Below are 15,801 nucleotides of genomic sequence, written 5' to 3'. Positions count from 1 at the left end.
AATAACAGTGATTATTACTCTTTTTGTCATCGTAGGCGTCGCTGCTTTTATGGCCGCGCCAGTGATGATGGTCAATAACGCGGAAGGTGTGGGAGGTGAAGATCAGTGAAATCCGGTAATCAACTCACTTATTGGTATTAACATAACTCAATGATGACGGGTTCCGGGTCAGGAACCATGTCATCATGGCTTTACCCACCCGAGCAGTACAGACTAAGCTAAACAACCCTCTCGCTTCTGGTACGCTCACAGCGTTACTTCCACCGGTCACCTAAAAAAATGAGATCATAAGGTTATGGAAATCAAGGATTACTATGCCATTTTAGGGGTTAAACCCTCCGATGACATTAAGGCAATCAAGACCGCTTACCGCCGTTTGGCACGGAAATACCATCCGGATGTCAGTACCGAAGCTGATGCGGAAGCCCGTTTTAAAGATGTTGCTGAGGCCTATGAAGTGCTCAAAGACAACGAGCGGCGCGCGGAGTATGACCAACTGCTCCAGCATCGCCACGATCCCGGCTTTGGGCGGCAGACGCGGCGCGCAGAGAGCGGCAATGCTGAAGATTTCTCCGATATCTTTACCTCGATGTTTGGTCGCGGCGCGCAGGGGCGGCAGCAGCGGCATGCGGCTCGTGGGCAGGATGTGGAACTCGGCGTGGCGATGTTGCTGGAGGAAACCCTGAGTGAACAAACCCGGTCCCTGAGTTATAAGGTGCCGGTATATAACATTTTTGGTCTGGTCGAAAAAGAAATCCCCAAAACCCTTAACGTAAAAATTCCTGCAGGAGTAGCGGATGGCGAGCGCATCCGCGTTAAGGGCCAAGGGGTTCCTGGTGCTGATGGCGGTGCGAATGGCGATCTCTATCTGATCATTAAGCTTGCTCCACATCCACTGTTTGAAGTGATTGGGCACGATCTGGAGATCGTGGTTCCGCTGGCACCCTGGGAGGCTGCGCTAGGGGCAAAAGTCTCGCTGCCCACCTTGTCGGATAACATTCTGCTCACCATTCCTGCGGGCAGCCAGGCCGGCCAGCGGCTGCGAATTAAGGGCAAAGGCCTGGTCAGCAAGAAAGAGACCGGTAATTTGTATGCGGTGATCAAGATTGTTATGCCATCTAAACCGGATGACAAGCAGGCGGCACTCTGGCAACAGCTGGCTGAGGCGAATACTGCCTTCGATCCCCGCACTGTATGGAGTAAAGCATAATGGCCAAGTTACAGATAACTTTTACCGTGACTGAGTTCTGCCTGCATACCGGAGTGACCGAAGCCGAATTGAGCGAGGTGGTGGGGTTGGGGGTCATTGAGCCACGGGATCCTGAGGCGGCCGATTGGCTATTCGACGATGGTGCGCTTGCGGCGTTCAATCGCGCCCAGCGCCTACAGCACGAACTGGCGCTGGACTGGCCCGGTATCGCTGTAGCCTTGACGCTGTTGGAGGAGATTGAGCAGTTACGCAAAGAAAATAGCCAGTTGCGCCATCGCCTGGAGCGTTTTATTGAGTGATAGACATGTTGTACTATGCGGCATCTGAATCAAGAAGGAAGTTATTATGTCTGACATGCTGAGCAACGATCAGGAACTGGTTTCTGATCTGGTTGCCTGCCAACTGGTTATCAAACAGATCCTGGACGTGATCGACGTTATTGCGCCGACGGAAGTACGGGACAAGATGGCCAGCCAACTGAAGAGTATTGATTTTTCTACCCATCCCGCCGGGGCCGACCCCATCACTAAGCGGGCGATTGAAAAAGCGATCGCGCTGATTGAGATGAAGTTTAACCGCGAGTAATCGTTAAACCGCCGCAGGGCGGCGGTTTTAAGCCACTGCCATTCTTGTAACATGACGTAATAACAATTTCTGGCAAACCTGCACTTGGTTTTACCGGGAGTGTTAAGATAGCGGCTCGGTTTATGCAGTAGATAGGGTTGTTCATGTACGATTTAGGTTATGGGCCGTCCGGCCTGATTTCCATTGCCGTTGTCATTTTATCCGTGTTGCTTGGCTTGTGGGTGTGGTTCCTGGTGAACCGTGCCAGCGTGCGTGCCGATGAGCAGATTCGCCTGCTACAGGAGATTGCCGAGCAACAGCGCCAGCAAACGGCGTTGTTGAAAACGCTGGTGCAAAACGCACGCGGAGAGCAAGAACCGAGCGATGACGACGATCTCGGCCCGGCGCTGGGTTTCAAAGGGTTTATCCCAGAGCGTTAAGCTCAAGACTGATTTTGTGAGAAGGTAAGGGAGCAATCGCGCCTTCTCACACCATTCCACCTTCAGTAAAACACCATGCCCGAATAGGGTTTCTCGCGGCAGACTGCTAAACGGCTGGCCAGATCGCCGCAGTGGATTTCCAGTGCGTGTCGATCAGGATCGAGAAAATACAGTGATTCCCCCTCGCTACGGTTACTTTTCCACTCTTCCACCCCATTTGCACGTAAGCGCGCGGCAAAGGCGGCAAAATCCTCGGGCGCGATGCTGAAAGCGTAGTGGGTGTAGTCGCGCGTGCGTGGCTCTAGGTGAGTGTCATCCAGCGACAGGCACAGCCACAGTTCACCCAGCGTCAGATAGGCTCCCTGTACCCAACGGGCTTTAGGGCTAAAGCCCAGCGTGTCGACGTAAAAAGCAAAGCTGCGATCAAGATCGCTGACGGCAAGCGTCAGGTGGTTAAGGCCAGATAGCATGATGAGGAATATCCTTAAGTGTATAGCCAGTTGTCATAAATCTGTCGTATCAGCATCGTAATGTAGCGTTAACTATAAGAAAGAGGGTTATCGCCAATGATTAAATGGTATGAAGAAAGTGACGCTGAAGTAAACCGCAGTATTGCGCTAATCACCGGGGAAAATCCGGAAAAATGGTACCCTTACGGTGGGGTAAAAGGTAAAGACTATTGTAAGAACCCTGCGGATGCCTGGCCGATTATCTGCGCCAATAATATCAGCCTCAACGCCATCAACCAGGATAATCATCCGCAGTGGCAGGCCAGTATCACCACCCAACGCGGCGCCTGGCAAGCGGGCAGCAGTAGCCCACTGCGAGCCGCCATGATCTGTTTCCTGCTGAGCCAGCAGACGCAAGAGGTGATGTGCTGACGTTTTTCTCATCACTCTTCTGATATTTGCCCCGGTAAATCAATTTATCTGCCAATAGGATAGGCAAAAAAGCCAGATGTTTATCATACTGGTCATAAGCCACAGGCGAGCTATCTTGTATTACTTGGGGGCAGGGAGAGGTAGGGAATGAAGATCACCAATCGTTATTACGATGCGAGCAAAGCCCATCATACGCCGCACGGATTCTGCAACCCTGAACCGACGCTGCACAAACCGGGGGATCTGAGGCGCTGGCAGGATGAGCGTAAAAAACTCGGCTTGCCCAAGCCACCGCTGGCGGGTTATGAGCAATTCACCGCAAACTGGTGGCAAGCCACCGATCTCAGTGGCAACCAGGACAGCGTTTGGTGGTTGGGCCATGCTTCGCTGTTGCTGCGCCTGGGTGGGCGTTATGTCCTGATCGACCCGGTCTTGTCAAACCGAGCCTCGCCGCTGAGTTTTTATGGCCCGAAACGTAAAACGCCCCCTCCGGTGACGGTGCAGCAGTTGCCCGCGGTGGATGTGGTGCTGATCTCCCATAATCATTACGATCATCTGGATCGCTGCACCATCAGGGAACTGACTAAGCGTTTCCGCGAGATCACCTTCGTGGTGCCACTGGGGCTAAAACGCTGGTTCAGCCATTATCCGGCCAAGCGGGTGGTTGAATTGGACTGGTGGGAAAGCCTGACGCTGGATGATATGACGTTTCACGCCACGCCAGCGCGCCATTGGAGCATGCGCACGCCTTGGGATCGCAACCGTTCCTTGTGGTGTGGTTGGGTGATCCATCATTCTGCGCTGCGCTTTTATTTCTCTGGTGACAGCGGTTATTCTGAAAAATTGGTCGAGATTGGCACTCGCCTGGGGCCATTTGATATGGCTGCGTTACCGATCGGTGCCTACGCACCAAGATGGTTCATGCAGGAGCAGCATATGGATCCGCAGCAGTCGGTCATGCTCTATCAGCAATTAAATTCACCGCGGGTGATTCCTATTCATTGGGGGGTTTTTGAATTGGCCGATGAGTCGTTGGATGAACCTCCGCAGCAATTAAACCTGGCACTAAACGAGGCGGGGATAGTGCAGCATCGGTTTCATCCGTTAAAGATTGGCGCACGTATTGATCTTGATGAGATTTCCTCATGAGTAAAGCTCGGTGCGTTCAGTGCTACCCTGTATTCCGCATCGTGCGGGCTTTGGTGGGGAGGGCTTTAGGCGGCCAATGAGGCTGAGAGTGGTGGAAATGGGTAAAAAAACAAAGCCAGAAGTGGGGATGAAATTCATTGGCCCATTTTCTTAATCATGGGTGAAAATAAACATTTTGTTATCAGAGAATACTTTTTTTATTTATTTACTCTTGACTAGGCTAACTCCGAATATTTACGCTCTGATGGCAATAGTTATTTTACCGCGCTGCACTCTATCGGTGCATAATTCCCGGTGGTGCATGTTTATGCACCACCAAACCGCAGCTTTATGTCGCACAAAAAGGGGATAACGACCATAACCTCTAGCGCCAGGAGACGATCTCTTCCTGCTGTGGCAGGCTTGGCAGCAAAAATTCAGATTGATGAGCCGTTTGCTCACCCGTTCATCGATATTCAAATCTTGCATATAAAATTCCATAAAGATTCAAAATTTTTTACGCTTTTGCCGCGCTCAGACGCTTATATGTTGTCAAAAACATTCGTCGTCAGCTTGAAAGAATTGTTAAAATTCAGGCAGCACGCGGAGTTCAGCGCAGTTCGTTTACAAAGCAGAAAATAGTCAAGGCTTCAACCTCTTTTACCGTATTTAGGCTATTGATGCGGTTGACCGTTTCAAATATGTGCGACAGGTCGATCGGTGATTAAAAATGGCTTGCCATCGTTTCCAGAGTATGTGATAACGCATCTGGGTAAAACGAGGTACAGTTCTGTATATGTGTGGCATTTTCAGTAAAGAAGTTCTGAGTAAAGACGTTAGCGTTGAATACCGCTTCTCTGCCGATCCTTATCTTAGTGCCTCAAGCAGTAACGACTCTAGTTTGTCTATGTAACGCCGCTGGGCGGTTTAAACAATCCAAAGGAAATACTCAAGATGGCAAAGATCAAAGGTCAAGTTAAGTGGTTCAACGAGTCTAAAGGTTTCGGTTTCATCACTCCAGCTGACGGCAGCAAAGACGTGTTCGTACACTTCTCTGCAATCCAGGGTAACGGCTTCAAAACCCTGGCTGAAGGCCAGAACGTTGAGTTCGAAATCCAAGATGGCCAGAAAGGCCCATCTGCAGTAAACGTTACTGCTATCTAATCAGCGTCAGCTGTACAAAAAACCCGCCTTTGTGCGGGTTTTTTCGTTGTGCGATTCAGCCGGTGATGAAAATGCCGGAATACTGATTACGCCCTTTGATACCCGGATGGCTGGGATCCTGCGCCCGGCGGTGGCTGTTACGGCGATAACTGGTGTATTTAAAGCGCTGTGGCAGTCGTAGGTCGCTGTTCTGTGTGCAAATGGTGCAGCTACCTGCGCGATCGACCGCGGCAAACCCTAGGGCTTGCAGCTGGTTTTCGGCGATAGCGGTCAGATCAAGATGACGATGCCGTGGGCTGATCAATTCAGGCGGCAGGGGTAAAGCCTGCTGAAAGCGCGCGACCAACTCCTCATTAACCTCATAGCAGCACGATCCCGCTGCGGGGCCGATGGAGGCTACCCAGTTTGCGGTGCTGTCATCACGGTTGATGTGCCGTGCCATCTGCTCAAGAATGCCGTCCAGTAACCCGCGCCAGCCCGCGTGAACCGCAGCGACAGCGCTGCCGTCGTGACGGCTGAAAATCACCGGCAGGCAATCTGCGGTCAGCACGCTGATTAGAATCCCCGGTTCACGAGTAAAGAAACCATCGGCCTCGCCGCATACTTGGGCAGGGTGATGAATATCGACAATACGTATGCCGTGTACTTGTTTCTTTTCCGGTAGCGTGGCGCGATAGGGCAACAGCAGCTCCGGCAGCAGGGCGCTTTTATTGCCAAAACCATGCTTGATGCCGGGAACCGCATTGAGGAACGGGGAGGTGTCGGTCATAGAACGTTTTTTTCCTGCAACTGGACGATAGGCTCCAGTGTAGCCAGCTTTTTTAGCCGTTGGCTAGCGGCAGTAGAGAGTATCTACCTTGCATCGCACAGAGCCCTTCTTTAGACTAGCCGCGCCGTATCTCTCTGGAATCCAAGCCATGTCCTATCAGTGCCCTCTGTGCCACCAGCCGCTGTATCATGCCAGCCAGCAATGGCGTTGTGAAAATCATCATCAGTTCGACTGCGCCAAAGAAGGTTACGTTAATTTAATGCCGGTGCAGCATAAGCGCTCAAAGCAACCGGGTGACAGCGCCGAGATGATGCAGGCACGCCGTGCGTTTCTGGATGGGGGTTATTATCAGCCATTGCAACAGCGGATCGCGGAACTGTTAGATGCGGCATTGCCTGATGAGGCGCAAGCGTTGTTGGACATTGGCTGTGGGGAAGGTTATTACACCGCAGCGGTGGCAGCGCGCTTATCGCAGAAACGGGCATTGGCCGTGCATGGCCTGGATGTGGCGAAGGTGGCGATCCGTTCTGCCGCCAAGCGTTATCCAGCGGTATCATTCTGTGTGGCTTCCAGCCACCGTTTGCCGTTTGCTGACGCTTCACTCGATGCGGTATTGCGCATTTATGCGCCCTGTAAAGCCGAGGAATTAGCTCGGGTGGTGAAGCCTGGAGGGGTGGTTGTGACGGTGTCACCAGGGCCGCGCCATCTTTACCAGCTAAAGCAGCAGGTTTATCAGGATGTTCAGTTGCATGCAGAAAACGACGAGCAACTTGAGGGATTTACCTGTGAAATCATCGAGTCATTGGCCTATCCGATGACGCTGCCCGGTGAGCAGGCGGCCAATTTATTGCAGATGACGCCGTTTGCCTGGCGCGCTTCGCCACAGGTGCAGCAACGGCTGGCAGAAACCACGGCTTTTACCTGTGAAACGGACTTTGCGATCCGCTTGTATCGCCGTTGTCGCTAGAAACAGAAAAACCTGCCTCGGCAGGTTTTTCTGTTTAGGAAGATGTTAGGCAAGATAACCCAGGTGTTCAAGCAGGATATTTATCCCAATGCCAATCAGCACCACTCCGCCAAGAATTTCAGCACGTTTGCCCAGCAGAGGGCCGATATAGCGGCCAATCATCATCCCCAGCGTGGCCATAATCATGGTGGCACAACCGATCGCCATGGCAGTATGGACGATATTGACCTGGAGGAAGGCCAGACCCACGCCGATGGCCATCGCGTCCAGGCTGGTGGCAATAGCGGTAGCCACTAATATCCAGAATCCATGGCGTTTTACTTTTTGTTCTTCGTGCGGCTGGTTTTTTACGCCTTCCATGATCATGCGCGCGCCCAGAATAAACAGCAGGCCGAAGGCCACCCAGTGATCCCACTCCATGATGTATTGGCTGGCGAACAGCCCGATGGCCCAGCCGATCAACGGGGTAATGGCTTCAACGACGCCAAAGATCAGACCGGTGCGGAGAGCTTCGCGGAAACGCGGTTTATGCAGTGCAGCGCCCTTGCCGATTGAAGCGGCAAACGCGTCCATAGACATACCAAATGCGAGAATAAGAGTTGCTGACAGGTTCATGTAAAATAGCCTCGGCCGGGCGGCTCCATATACACGTAACCCACCCCCAACCATACGACGGAGTTACGTGTCTATGGTCTCGCCAACCTGTTCGGCTACCCGCACCACGTTTCGAGTTGCGAAACGAGTATGTTGATACGGGCGTTTCTGGTATTTGCTACCCAGAAACCGGCTACTCCCCAATGACGGCGCAACCTTACCATAATATTTTTGACGGAGACAACCTTTAAATTGGTAGGGTAACTCAATGGAATTGAGAATTATTTTCACTTAAGAATGGAGGGAACAAATAACGGTGATAGCTGCATCAAAATATGCGGGAATAATAAACAGTGAACCAGAAGCATTGCTGATTAATTATCCGAGAATGCGGCTGGTGGTTAAATCGCTACAAAACAGAGAGGCTTTTTTGTTACTGATTTTCAACAAGAAAATGATAAATTCTCTCCAGGTCATCTAGTTGTGTGACTTGGATCAATAATCTACGCTGCTCTAAATCGATAACCAGAATACCGTCTTCGGATAAATTCATCGCCTTGATGCGTGAATATTCAATAAACGCATTGGCATAAAAGAAACCCTGTGGTTTAAACAACAGCTTGGGCCAACGAATATAGGAAATATAGACGGCAATTAATGCCAAAGAAATAAGCAGATAAGTGGTTAATGGCGCGCCTTGCGTGGTGACGTTGCGGTAAATCAGGATGGCAAGCAGGCCGACAAAAATCAGGCAGTCAAGCCGGTTACTGCGTTTTAACGGCACCTTGAGCAGGGTTTTGCCCTTCAGCAGGTTCATGCCGAATTCGTCGTACAGCGCATACAGCAGCATCAGCACAATAAAAATCAGTAATACAGCGTCGGTCAGCGACATCTCATCACTCCATCAATAAAAAGCCGGGGGTTTTGCCTCTAATGCCGGTTAGTTAAGGCTAACCAGTTCCCTCTCCCTTGGGGCTGTCTCTTGATCAGATCTCCTGATCAAGAGACAGCCCTCGGGGAGAGGGGAAGATCACTGAACTAAAGCCCCTCACCCCGGCCCTCTCCCACAGGGAGAGGGAGGCCACACCTTTAGCACCTGCTGCATAATTATGCAGCTTTGCGCTTAACTGACCGGCATTAGGGCTTACTACACATTTCCCGCGCAGTTTCATCAACCTGTGCGCGTTAATTCACATTAGCGTTAATTTATTTTAGTGAGTGAAAAAATAAATTTTGTGATACCGCTCTGTTATTGGCCGATCGAATTATCATTGAGGGATTAAACAGCAGAGATGTTACAAAACGAGGCGTAAAGTAAAAGAAGCTACTTTTCCACAGAAAAATTTCCTGCTAGAGTGCCTGCTTCTTTTATTACTAAGGAGTGAAGGGTCTCTGCCCTCCCTATGGACTGTCACCGAAGTTACTGTTTTTCAACGATCCACCCGCCACCTGCTGGCGTTATAGATGTCACCCGGCCCGTCGGCTGTTTCCCGGTTCTGCAATTCTATTCCACCATCATTCTTGCTAGCGCAATCTTTGCGTCTGCTTTGTCACGCCTGAGCACTGCTCAGCAAACCTGTCTTTCTTCTGGAGTCTGATATGGAAATATTAATGGACCCCTCTATTTGGGCTGGGTTATTGACCTTAGTAGTGCTGGAAATTGTACTGGGCATCGACAACCTGGTGTTTATTGCCATTCTGGCCGACAAACTGCCGCCCAAGCAGCGGGATAAAGCCCGTATTCTTGGCCTGTCATTGGCGCTGGTGATGCGTCTTGGCCTGTTGTCGGTGATTTCGTGGATGGTGACGTTGACCACGCCGCTTTTCAGCGTGGCAGAATTCAGTTTTTCCGGCCGCGATCTGATCCTGCTGTTTGGTGGTGTCTTCCTGCTGTTCAAGGCCACCATGGAATTGCATGAGCGGCTGGAGGGGCAAGGCCACCAAGGCGGTCTCAATCGCGGTTACGCCAAGTTTTGGGTGGTGGTGGTGCAGATCGTTATTCTTGATGCCGTGTTCTCCCTTGATGCGGTAATCACCGCCGTGGGGATGGTGAACGATCTGCTGGTCATGATGGCGGCGGTGGTGATTGCCATGGCCGTGATGCTGCTGGCGTCAAAACCGTTAACGAGCTTCGTGAACGCCCACCCGACCATCGTGGTGCTCTGTCTGAGCTTCCTGCTGATGATTGGCCTGAGCCTGATTGCTGAAGGTTTCGGTTTGCATATTCCGAAAGGCTACCTGTACGCCGCGATTGGTTTCTCGATCCTGATCGAACTGTTTAACCAGATTGCACGTCGTAACTTCATCAAGCATGAGGCACGCCGCCCGATGCGCGAACGCACGGCGCAAGCCATTATGCGCCTGATGGGGCAGGAACGGGGGCAAGAGCAACCGGACGAAGCGGCAACGCGTGAAGTGAATCAGACCTTTGCTGAAGAAGAGCGCTATATGATCAGCGGCGTGCTGACGCTGGCTGCCCGCAGCTTGCGCAGCGTGATGACGCCACGGACCGAAATCTCCTGGGTGGATTGTGAACGTTCCCGTGAAGAAGTGCGCGAGCAACTGCTGGATACCCCGCATAGCCTGTTCCCGGTGTGCCGTGACGAACTGGATGAGATCGTTGGCGTAGTGCGCGCCAAAGATTTGCTGGTCGCACTGGATCAGGGCGTGGACATCGCTGAGTTTGCCGCCCGCACGCCACCGATGGTGGTGCCAGAAACCATGGACGTGCTTAAGCTGTTGGCGGTATTACGCCGGGCCAAAGGCCGCCTGGTGGTAGTGACCAATGAGTTCGGCGTGGTGCAAGGGCTGATAACACCGTTGGACGTGCTGGAAGCGATCGCCGGAGAGTTCCCGGACGAGGACGAAACGCCGGATATTATTGCGGAAGGCGATCGCTTGCTGGTGAAAGGCGGAGCGGATTTACACTCGTTGGAACAAGCGTTGGACTGCGACGATCTGGTCAGCCCGACGGAGGATTATGCTTCGTTGGCGGGTTTCCTGCTCTCCCATTACGGCCAGATGCCGGAAGTTGGGGAGGTGGTGGAACTGAACGCGCTGCGTTTCGAAATCCTTGAAGTGTCTGACTACCGCATTGAGCTGGTGGGCATTACCAAGGTGAGGCCACACTACGAACAACATCAGTAATGATTCAGGCCGGAGGGTTCTCCCCCGGCCGTTTATGGCGCATTTCCTGCTGCCGGATTTCATATTGCTGTAACCACACTGGGAACACTTTGATTGGCATCGGCTTGGCAAAGTAGTACCCCTGCAACGCATTGACGTTACGGGAGCGCAGATAATCGGCCTGTTCCTCGGTTTCTACCCCTTCGGCAACCATCTTGATCTTCAGGCGCTGTGCCAGCGTGATAATGGTGTCGGTAACGGTGGCGTTCACCGCGTCGGTCCCGATAGCGGCGGTAAAGCTTTGGTCGATCTTCAACACGTCCGGGCTCAAATTCTTCAGATAGCTCAGTGAACTGTGACCGGTGCCGAAATCGTCGATCGCCAGCATGATGCCCATCTCTTTGAGCGATTTAATTTGCTCATACTGAATTTCCGACAGCGCCGTGCGCTCGGTCAACTCCAGCATCATTGAGGGCATCGGGTTGGCCGGTAACCAGATGCGACGAATATCATCAATAATACTGACTGTGTTGAAATGCTCGGCGGCGACGTTGATGCTGATATAAAACGAGGGGCGCTGCGGGAATAGGCCCAGGTTTTCCACCACGGTGGTCATCAGATAGCGGGTGAGCACGATGATCAGATCGTGTTGCTCGGCCAAGGGAATAAACACATCCGGTGAAATCCAGCCCTGGCGTTTATTTTTCCAGCGCAACAGCGTTTCGACACCGATGCAGCGGCCATTGTCGCTCTTGATGATCGGCTGGCAGTAAACGCGGAATTCACGGTGAGTAATGGCGTGGCCGATGTAGTAAGACAGGCTCATGCGGTTGGCGGTCATCAGATACACCACGTATGCGACCAGCAGGCTGATCATCAGTGCCAGCGGGATATGGCGCGGCAAGGCGGCCAGAGCCAGCGTGCTGGCGCTAGGGCCAAACAGTGAAATAGAAAAGGGGTACTTATCTGATTTTGCCGTATGTTGCAGACCTTCAGACTGTGTGCTGCCGAGAATAATTTCGCGCTGACCGTACATCAGGCTGCGATCACCAACGTTAAGCACCACCCGATGAGCGTAAGGCTCCTGCGGTTCAAGCAGGAAATTGGCCAGCAGTTCAATATTGAATACGTGCAGCACGCCGTTGGTAGCGCTGTTGTCCAGCGGCGTCCACATCACCAGCGTCGGCACGCCTTTGGCGACCGCCAGAGAAGGGCGCAGAGCCAACTGCACACCGTCATTGTTCATCTCAGGGAAGATAATCGAAAACACATAGTGGCGTGGGCCAAACAGGCTCGAGCAATAAATATCACCGTTTTGAACCAGAAGCAGCGAGCGCAGAGCCTGATTCTGAGCCGCCCGAAAACGCAACGTCGGCATTATCGGTTCACAGAGTTGCCCAACCAGCGGCATGGTGCGTTCGGCCTGCTGCTGCGCCGGTAGCAGTAGCCTGTTCAGTTTGGTGATGATTTGGGTGGTTAAAACCTGCCGGTTCTGTTCAGTGAGATGGACTTCCTGATAATAACGGATATTCAGTGAGATCAATAAGATAACCAACCCAACCGCACTGGCGAGCAGCCAACGGTAATAGCGGTACTTCGATGCGGCAAGCTGGGTCATCAACATCAGGTAAATCCTTGTTCAGCGATACAACTGAAAGTCACTCTAAGCCTAAGTTCTGTAATAAGAGGTAATTCTAGTCTGTCGACGTAGAAACTTAATGGTAGCTCAACAAATTACTGCGCGTATCTGCAACAAAACGGAGGTTCGTGGGGTAACCGAAGGATGAATAAGAGGCAAGAAAGGGGTTATCAGCCGCCAAGGAAAACCCCGCCGGAGATTTTTTGCGGGGTTTCTGTTATAGGGCCTGGCCTTGTAACAGGTCTGGCACGTATTGCCTTTCATTGCGCCGTTGCGCGATTATTCCATGAATCTTTATAGATAATATTCCCATCACAATACTTCCATGTAATGGATTCATAGCGTAGCTGAAGAGTTTCAAGGTGCGTTCCTGTTTGCCCACTTGGATGTAAATTCGGCGCTATTGACGTTACTTTAACGTTCTCTAAAATAATATTAAAATATTCTGTTTCAACGCCAGAACCTAAAACACGATACATTTTTATTGTTGCAGACTTTAGCGTAACCCCTTCACTTAATGCACGATATAAAATAGGTGTCGTTTTATCGAATTCTTTTTGCATGGAAAATGGAGAGTGCACTCTTGTGCCAGTAAGTCGGCCTGTATGTGCATCTGTAGGTATTGACATATGATGGCTAACTGACCTTAATTCAACGGCCCCAATTCTGCCAGAGACTAAAGAACCTCCGACGATAGGTGAGCCATTTTCATCAACTAACCAAAGATAAGCGGGGTTTGACATATTATATCCTTATAGATTGAGCTAATTTAAGTTACTGCTTATTTCGCCTTGGGTAAAATCTGTTAAAAAATTTAGCAATAAGATAGATACACACCCACATTGTAAAAATGGAAAGAACCCTTACTGACCAAGTGTCAAAATAGAAAATAAAAAACAGTGATAGCCAGACAGCAGCACCACCTATGAGTCCACCAAGAATGTTTAGGGCATTACCTATTATTTTTTCCTTAACCCACGATGTCTTATTATCCATGATGGCCACTCACCTTATCTTCGACTAGTTCCAGGATTTTGTTAAATGCAGGCACTCCCTGGCTTCGCTTTACAGATAAGGCATCAACAAAAGGTTTGAGCGCAGGTTCAAATAAAAAATAAAGCAAATCATAATCCTTGCTACGTAATAATTGATAAACCTCCGGCTCATCTAACTTCAGTTGCTCAGACGTTCTGATGCAACGTTCCATCATTCCACCTATCAGTAAAAGATTACCAATAGCACCACCTCGTATCCCTACAAAAAAACTCGCCTGTCCTGCGATGGCCGCTGCTATTCTGGATGAAATTACGGAGTTAGTGGCGGTGCGACCAATCAATGAGGACACACTGCTGGAATATATTTTATTTTGCTCCCTTTCTGAAACGTATTTATCAAATTGTTTAAATACTATCTGTATAGCATCAAGGATGCGGTCATAATTAAGAATCCCGCTATCTATAGCCCTCATTATTCTTATTCTTTCTGTTTCATGTGGGTAATGTGATTCAGTATCTAAATATCCATATGCCAGATAGCCGAGATCAATTGGGATAGATATGATTCCATGTATTAATCCAATCGCAGTCTCAGGGGATATAATGACATCTGCAATACGTAATGCTATTTCATCAATATCATTCATGCTAATTCCTTTTCCATATATCCAGCAAAAATGAAAATAACTTATCATTAATGTTAATTTAAGTCTAGAGCAGTCCTGATAACCCATAAACTTATTAATTCAGTAGGTTAATAAGTTTATGGGGGGAGTTCATTTTTTGTGGGGTGGTCGAATTAATCACACTGGACTTTGATCGCCAAACCACCGCGCGATGTTTCACGGTATTTGGCGTTCATGTCTTTGCCGGTTTCGTACATGGTTTCGATCACTTTATCCAGTGAAACGCGGGGCTCACTGGTGCGGCGCAGCGCCATGCGTGCCGAATTGATGGCCTTCACGGCAGCGATGGCGTTGCGCTCAATGCAAGGCACCTGTACCTGGCCAGCAACAGGATCGCAGGTCAGGCCCAGATTATGCTCCATGCCGATCTCAGCGGCAATGCACACCTGTTCCGGGCTGCCGCCCAACAGTTCGGCCAGCCCTGCGGCGGCCATGGAGCAGGCAACGCCCACTTCCCCTTGGCAACCCACTTCGGCACCAGAGATGGACGCATTCATTTTATACAGCGTCCCGATAGCGCCGGTGGACATAAAATAGCGAATGTAAATGTCCGGGCTGACGGATTCGATAAAGTGATCGTAATAGGCCAGCACGGCGGGCACGATACCACAGGCACCATTGGTAGGCGCCGTGACCACTCGGCCACCGGCGGCGTTTTCTTCGTTGACCGCCAGCGCAAACATGTTCACCCAATCGATCACGTTCATCGGATCGTTGGACAGCTTGTCTGAAGAGACCAACATACGGCGCAATGCCGAAGCACGACGCGGCACGCGCAGTGGCCCAGGCAGCACCCCTTCGGTATTCAGACCACGATCGATACAGGCACGCATGGTTTGCCAAACGTTGCCAAAGTAGCTTTCGATCTCCTGCTTGCTGTGCAGCGCCAGTTCGTTCTGCATGATCAGGCCAGACAGAGAAAGGCCGGTGGTGTGGCAATGTTCGAGCATTTCACTGGCCGAATGGAACGGATAGGGGACGCTGACTTCGCTGCTGTCGGCTTTACCGAAGTGCTCTTCATCAACGATGAAACCACCGCCGAGGGAATAATAGGTTTTGCTGTAAACCTGTTGATCTCCGGTGAAGGCATGGATCTGCATACCGTTTTCGTGCAGCGGCAGATTATCACTGCGGAATACCATGCCGCCGTCGCGCGGGAAATCGACTTCATGCAGGCCGCTGGCCAGCATCAGGCGTTGACGCTGTTCAACGTCACGAATAAAACCGGGAATGCTGTCGATATCGACCGTCGCTGGCATATTGCCCGCCAGGCCGAGAATAATGGCAATGTCGGTATGGTGACCTTTACCGGTCAATGAGAGTGAGCCGTAAACATCAACGGCAACACGCGTGACTGAAGGCATCAGGCCTTCGTTTACCAGATCGTCGACAAACTGTTTACCGGCTTTCATTGGGCCAACCGTATGAGAGCTGGACGGGCCGATGCCGATCTTAAACATGTCGAAAACGCTAATCACGCTAAAACTCCTTAAAGAGGCATATTGTTATGGCTGCAACAGCCTAAGCTGCGCAGGAAACCAGGCTTGGGTGGCCGGTTTTACATCAACGGAGCTTAAACCTCATTATAATAGTGGTTTGTTCCGAGCGCTGGTATTTTACAGGTATTTCATAAGGCTT

19 protein-coding genes and 1 riboswitch are annotated in these 15,801 nt (G+C 50.9%); of the genes, 11 read left to right on the top strand and 8 right to left on the bottom strand.

Annotated elements, in window-relative coordinates:
- Positions 1-295 precede the first annotated feature (295 nt).
- The 4 genes from cbpA (at position 296) to ACX9GT_RS14895 (ending at position 2,214) form a co-directional block, all read left to right on the top strand.
- Complete coding sequence (cbpA, locus tag ACX9GT_RS14910) at positions 296-1,210, top strand: curved DNA-binding protein (RefSeq protein WP_473187518.1); 915 nt, start codon at positions 296-298, stop codon at positions 1,208-1,210.
- Positions 1,210-1,509 carry a chaperone modulator CbpM gene (gene cbpM, locus ACX9GT_RS14905; RefSeq protein WP_459402352.1) on the top strand — a complete coding sequence of 100 codons (300 nt, stop codon included), beginning with the start codon at positions 1,210-1,212 and terminating at the stop codon, positions 1,507-1,509. Before cbpA ends, cbpM begins: the two co-directional genes overlap by 1 nt.
- Positions 1,510-1,555: 46 nt before the next feature.
- Positions 1,556-1,795, top strand: a complete 240-nt coding sequence (locus ACX9GT_RS14900; RefSeq protein ID WP_473187517.1) for a DUF2766 family protein — start codon at positions 1,556-1,558, stop codon at positions 1,793-1,795.
- A gap of 143 nt (positions 1,796-1,938) precedes the next feature.
- Complete coding sequence (locus tag ACX9GT_RS14895) at positions 1,939-2,214, top strand: YebO family protein (RefSeq protein WP_473187516.1); 276 nt, start codon at positions 1,939-1,941, stop codon at positions 2,212-2,214.
- A 62-nt stretch (positions 2,215-2,276) separates the two neighbouring features.
- Here ACX9GT_RS14895 and fos read toward each other — a convergent pair whose 3' ends face one another.
- On the bottom strand, positions 2,277-2,684 hold the full coding sequence (gene fos, locus ACX9GT_RS14890) for a fosfomycin resistance glutathione transferase (RefSeq protein WP_473187515.1): 408 nt from the start codon (positions 2,682-2,684) through the stop codon (positions 2,277-2,279).
- Between the two features lie 96 nt (positions 2,685-2,780).
- Between fos and ACX9GT_RS14885 the strand changes: the two genes are divergently transcribed.
- The 5 genes from ACX9GT_RS14885 (at position 2,781) to cspE (ending at position 5,387) form a co-directional block, all read left to right on the top strand.
- Positions 2,781-3,095: a phage protein NinX family protein gene (locus ACX9GT_RS14885; RefSeq protein ID WP_473187514.1), complete on the top strand. Its 315-nt coding sequence runs from the start codon at positions 2,781-2,783 to the stop codon at positions 3,093-3,095.
- Between the two features lie 147 nt (positions 3,096-3,242).
- Positions 3,243-4,244, top strand: a complete 1,002-nt coding sequence (locus ACX9GT_RS14880; RefSeq protein WP_473187513.1) for an MBL fold metallo-hydrolase — start codon at positions 3,243-3,245, stop codon at positions 4,242-4,244.
- Positions 4,245-4,574: 330 nt separating this feature from the next.
- Positions 4,575-4,865: a hypothetical protein gene (locus tag ACX9GT_RS14875; RefSeq protein ID WP_473187512.1), complete on the top strand. Its 291-nt coding sequence runs from the start codon at positions 4,575-4,577 to the stop codon at positions 4,863-4,865.
- Between the two features lie 154 nt (positions 4,866-5,019).
- Positions 5,020-5,136 carry a DUF2627 domain-containing protein gene (locus ACX9GT_RS14870; RefSeq protein WP_002211058.1) on the top strand — a complete coding sequence of 39 codons (117 nt, stop codon included), beginning with the start codon at positions 5,020-5,022 and terminating at the stop codon, positions 5,134-5,136.
- 41 nt (positions 5,137-5,177) lie between these two features.
- Positions 5,178-5,387: a transcription antiterminator/RNA stability regulator CspE gene (gene cspE, locus ACX9GT_RS14865; protein ID WP_002221949.1), complete on the top strand. Its 210-nt coding sequence runs from the start codon at positions 5,178-5,180 to the stop codon at positions 5,385-5,387.
- Positions 5,388-5,442: 55 nt separating this feature from the next.
- Here the strand turns inward: cspE and ACX9GT_RS14860 are convergent, their stop codons facing one another.
- The gene (locus ACX9GT_RS14860) at positions 5,443-6,156 is read right to left on the bottom strand and encodes a purine nucleoside phosphorylase YfiH/LACC1 family protein (RefSeq protein WP_473187511.1); all 714 of its coding nucleotides are present in this window, start codon (positions 6,154-6,156) and stop codon (positions 5,443-5,445) included.
- 148 nt (positions 6,157-6,304) lie between these two features.
- Between ACX9GT_RS14860 and rlmA the strand changes: the two genes are divergently transcribed.
- Positions 6,305-7,123: a 23S rRNA (guanine(745)-N(1))-methyltransferase gene (gene rlmA / locus ACX9GT_RS14855; protein WP_473187510.1), complete on the top strand. Its 819-nt coding sequence runs from the start codon at positions 6,305-6,307 to the stop codon at positions 7,121-7,123.
- 45 nt (positions 7,124-7,168) lie between these two features.
- Here the strand turns inward: rlmA and mntP are convergent, their stop codons facing one another.
- Entirely contained in the window at positions 7,169-7,738 is a 570-nt protein-coding gene (gene mntP / locus ACX9GT_RS14850; RefSeq protein WP_473187509.1) for a manganese efflux pump MntP, read from the bottom strand.
- A 12-nt stretch (positions 7,739-7,750) separates the two neighbouring features.
- Positions 7,751-7,931: riboswitch (yybP-ykoY riboswitch) on the bottom strand.
- Between the two features lie 219 nt (positions 7,932-8,150).
- On the bottom strand, positions 8,151-8,609 hold the full coding sequence (locus ACX9GT_RS14845; protein WP_473187508.1) for a DUF986 family protein: 459 nt from the start codon (positions 8,607-8,609) through the stop codon (positions 8,151-8,153).
- Between the two features lie 707 nt (positions 8,610-9,316).
- On the opposite strand from ACX9GT_RS14845, the gene ACX9GT_RS14840 reads away from it, so the two are divergent.
- Positions 9,317-10,864 (top strand): TerC family protein, encoded by a 1,548-nt coding sequence (locus ACX9GT_RS14840; RefSeq protein WP_473187507.1) that lies wholly within the window; start codon positions 9,317-9,319, stop codon positions 10,862-10,864.
- A gap of 4 nt (positions 10,865-10,868) precedes the next feature.
- Here ACX9GT_RS14840 and ACX9GT_RS14835 read toward each other — a convergent pair whose 3' ends face one another.
- The 4 genes from ACX9GT_RS14835 to sdaA form a co-directional block, all read right to left on the bottom strand.
- Positions 10,869-12,467 (bottom strand): EAL domain-containing protein, encoded by a 1,599-nt coding sequence (locus ACX9GT_RS14835; RefSeq protein ID WP_473187506.1) that lies wholly within the window; start codon positions 12,465-12,467, stop codon positions 10,869-10,871.
- Between the two features lie 275 nt (positions 12,468-12,742).
- Positions 12,743-13,225, bottom strand: coding sequence for an Hcp family type VI secretion system effector (locus tag ACX9GT_RS14830; protein WP_473187505.1), 483 nt, complete (start codon positions 13,223-13,225; stop codon positions 12,743-12,745).
- Positions 13,226-13,470: 245 nt separating this feature from the next.
- Entirely contained in the window at positions 13,471-14,124 is a 654-nt protein-coding gene (locus ACX9GT_RS14825) for a hypothetical protein (protein WP_473187504.1), read from the bottom strand.
- 152 nt (positions 14,125-14,276) lie between these two features.
- The gene (gene sdaA / locus ACX9GT_RS14820; protein ID WP_473187503.1) at positions 14,277-15,641 is read right to left on the bottom strand and encodes an L-serine ammonia-lyase; all 1,365 of its coding nucleotides are present in this window, start codon (positions 15,639-15,641) and stop codon (positions 14,277-14,279) included.
- Positions 15,642-15,801: the final 160 nt, after the last annotated feature.

It is taken from the genome of Serratia sp. YWN4, assembly GCF_055790845.1.
This window is presented reverse-complemented; position numbering and strand designations above follow the sequence as displayed.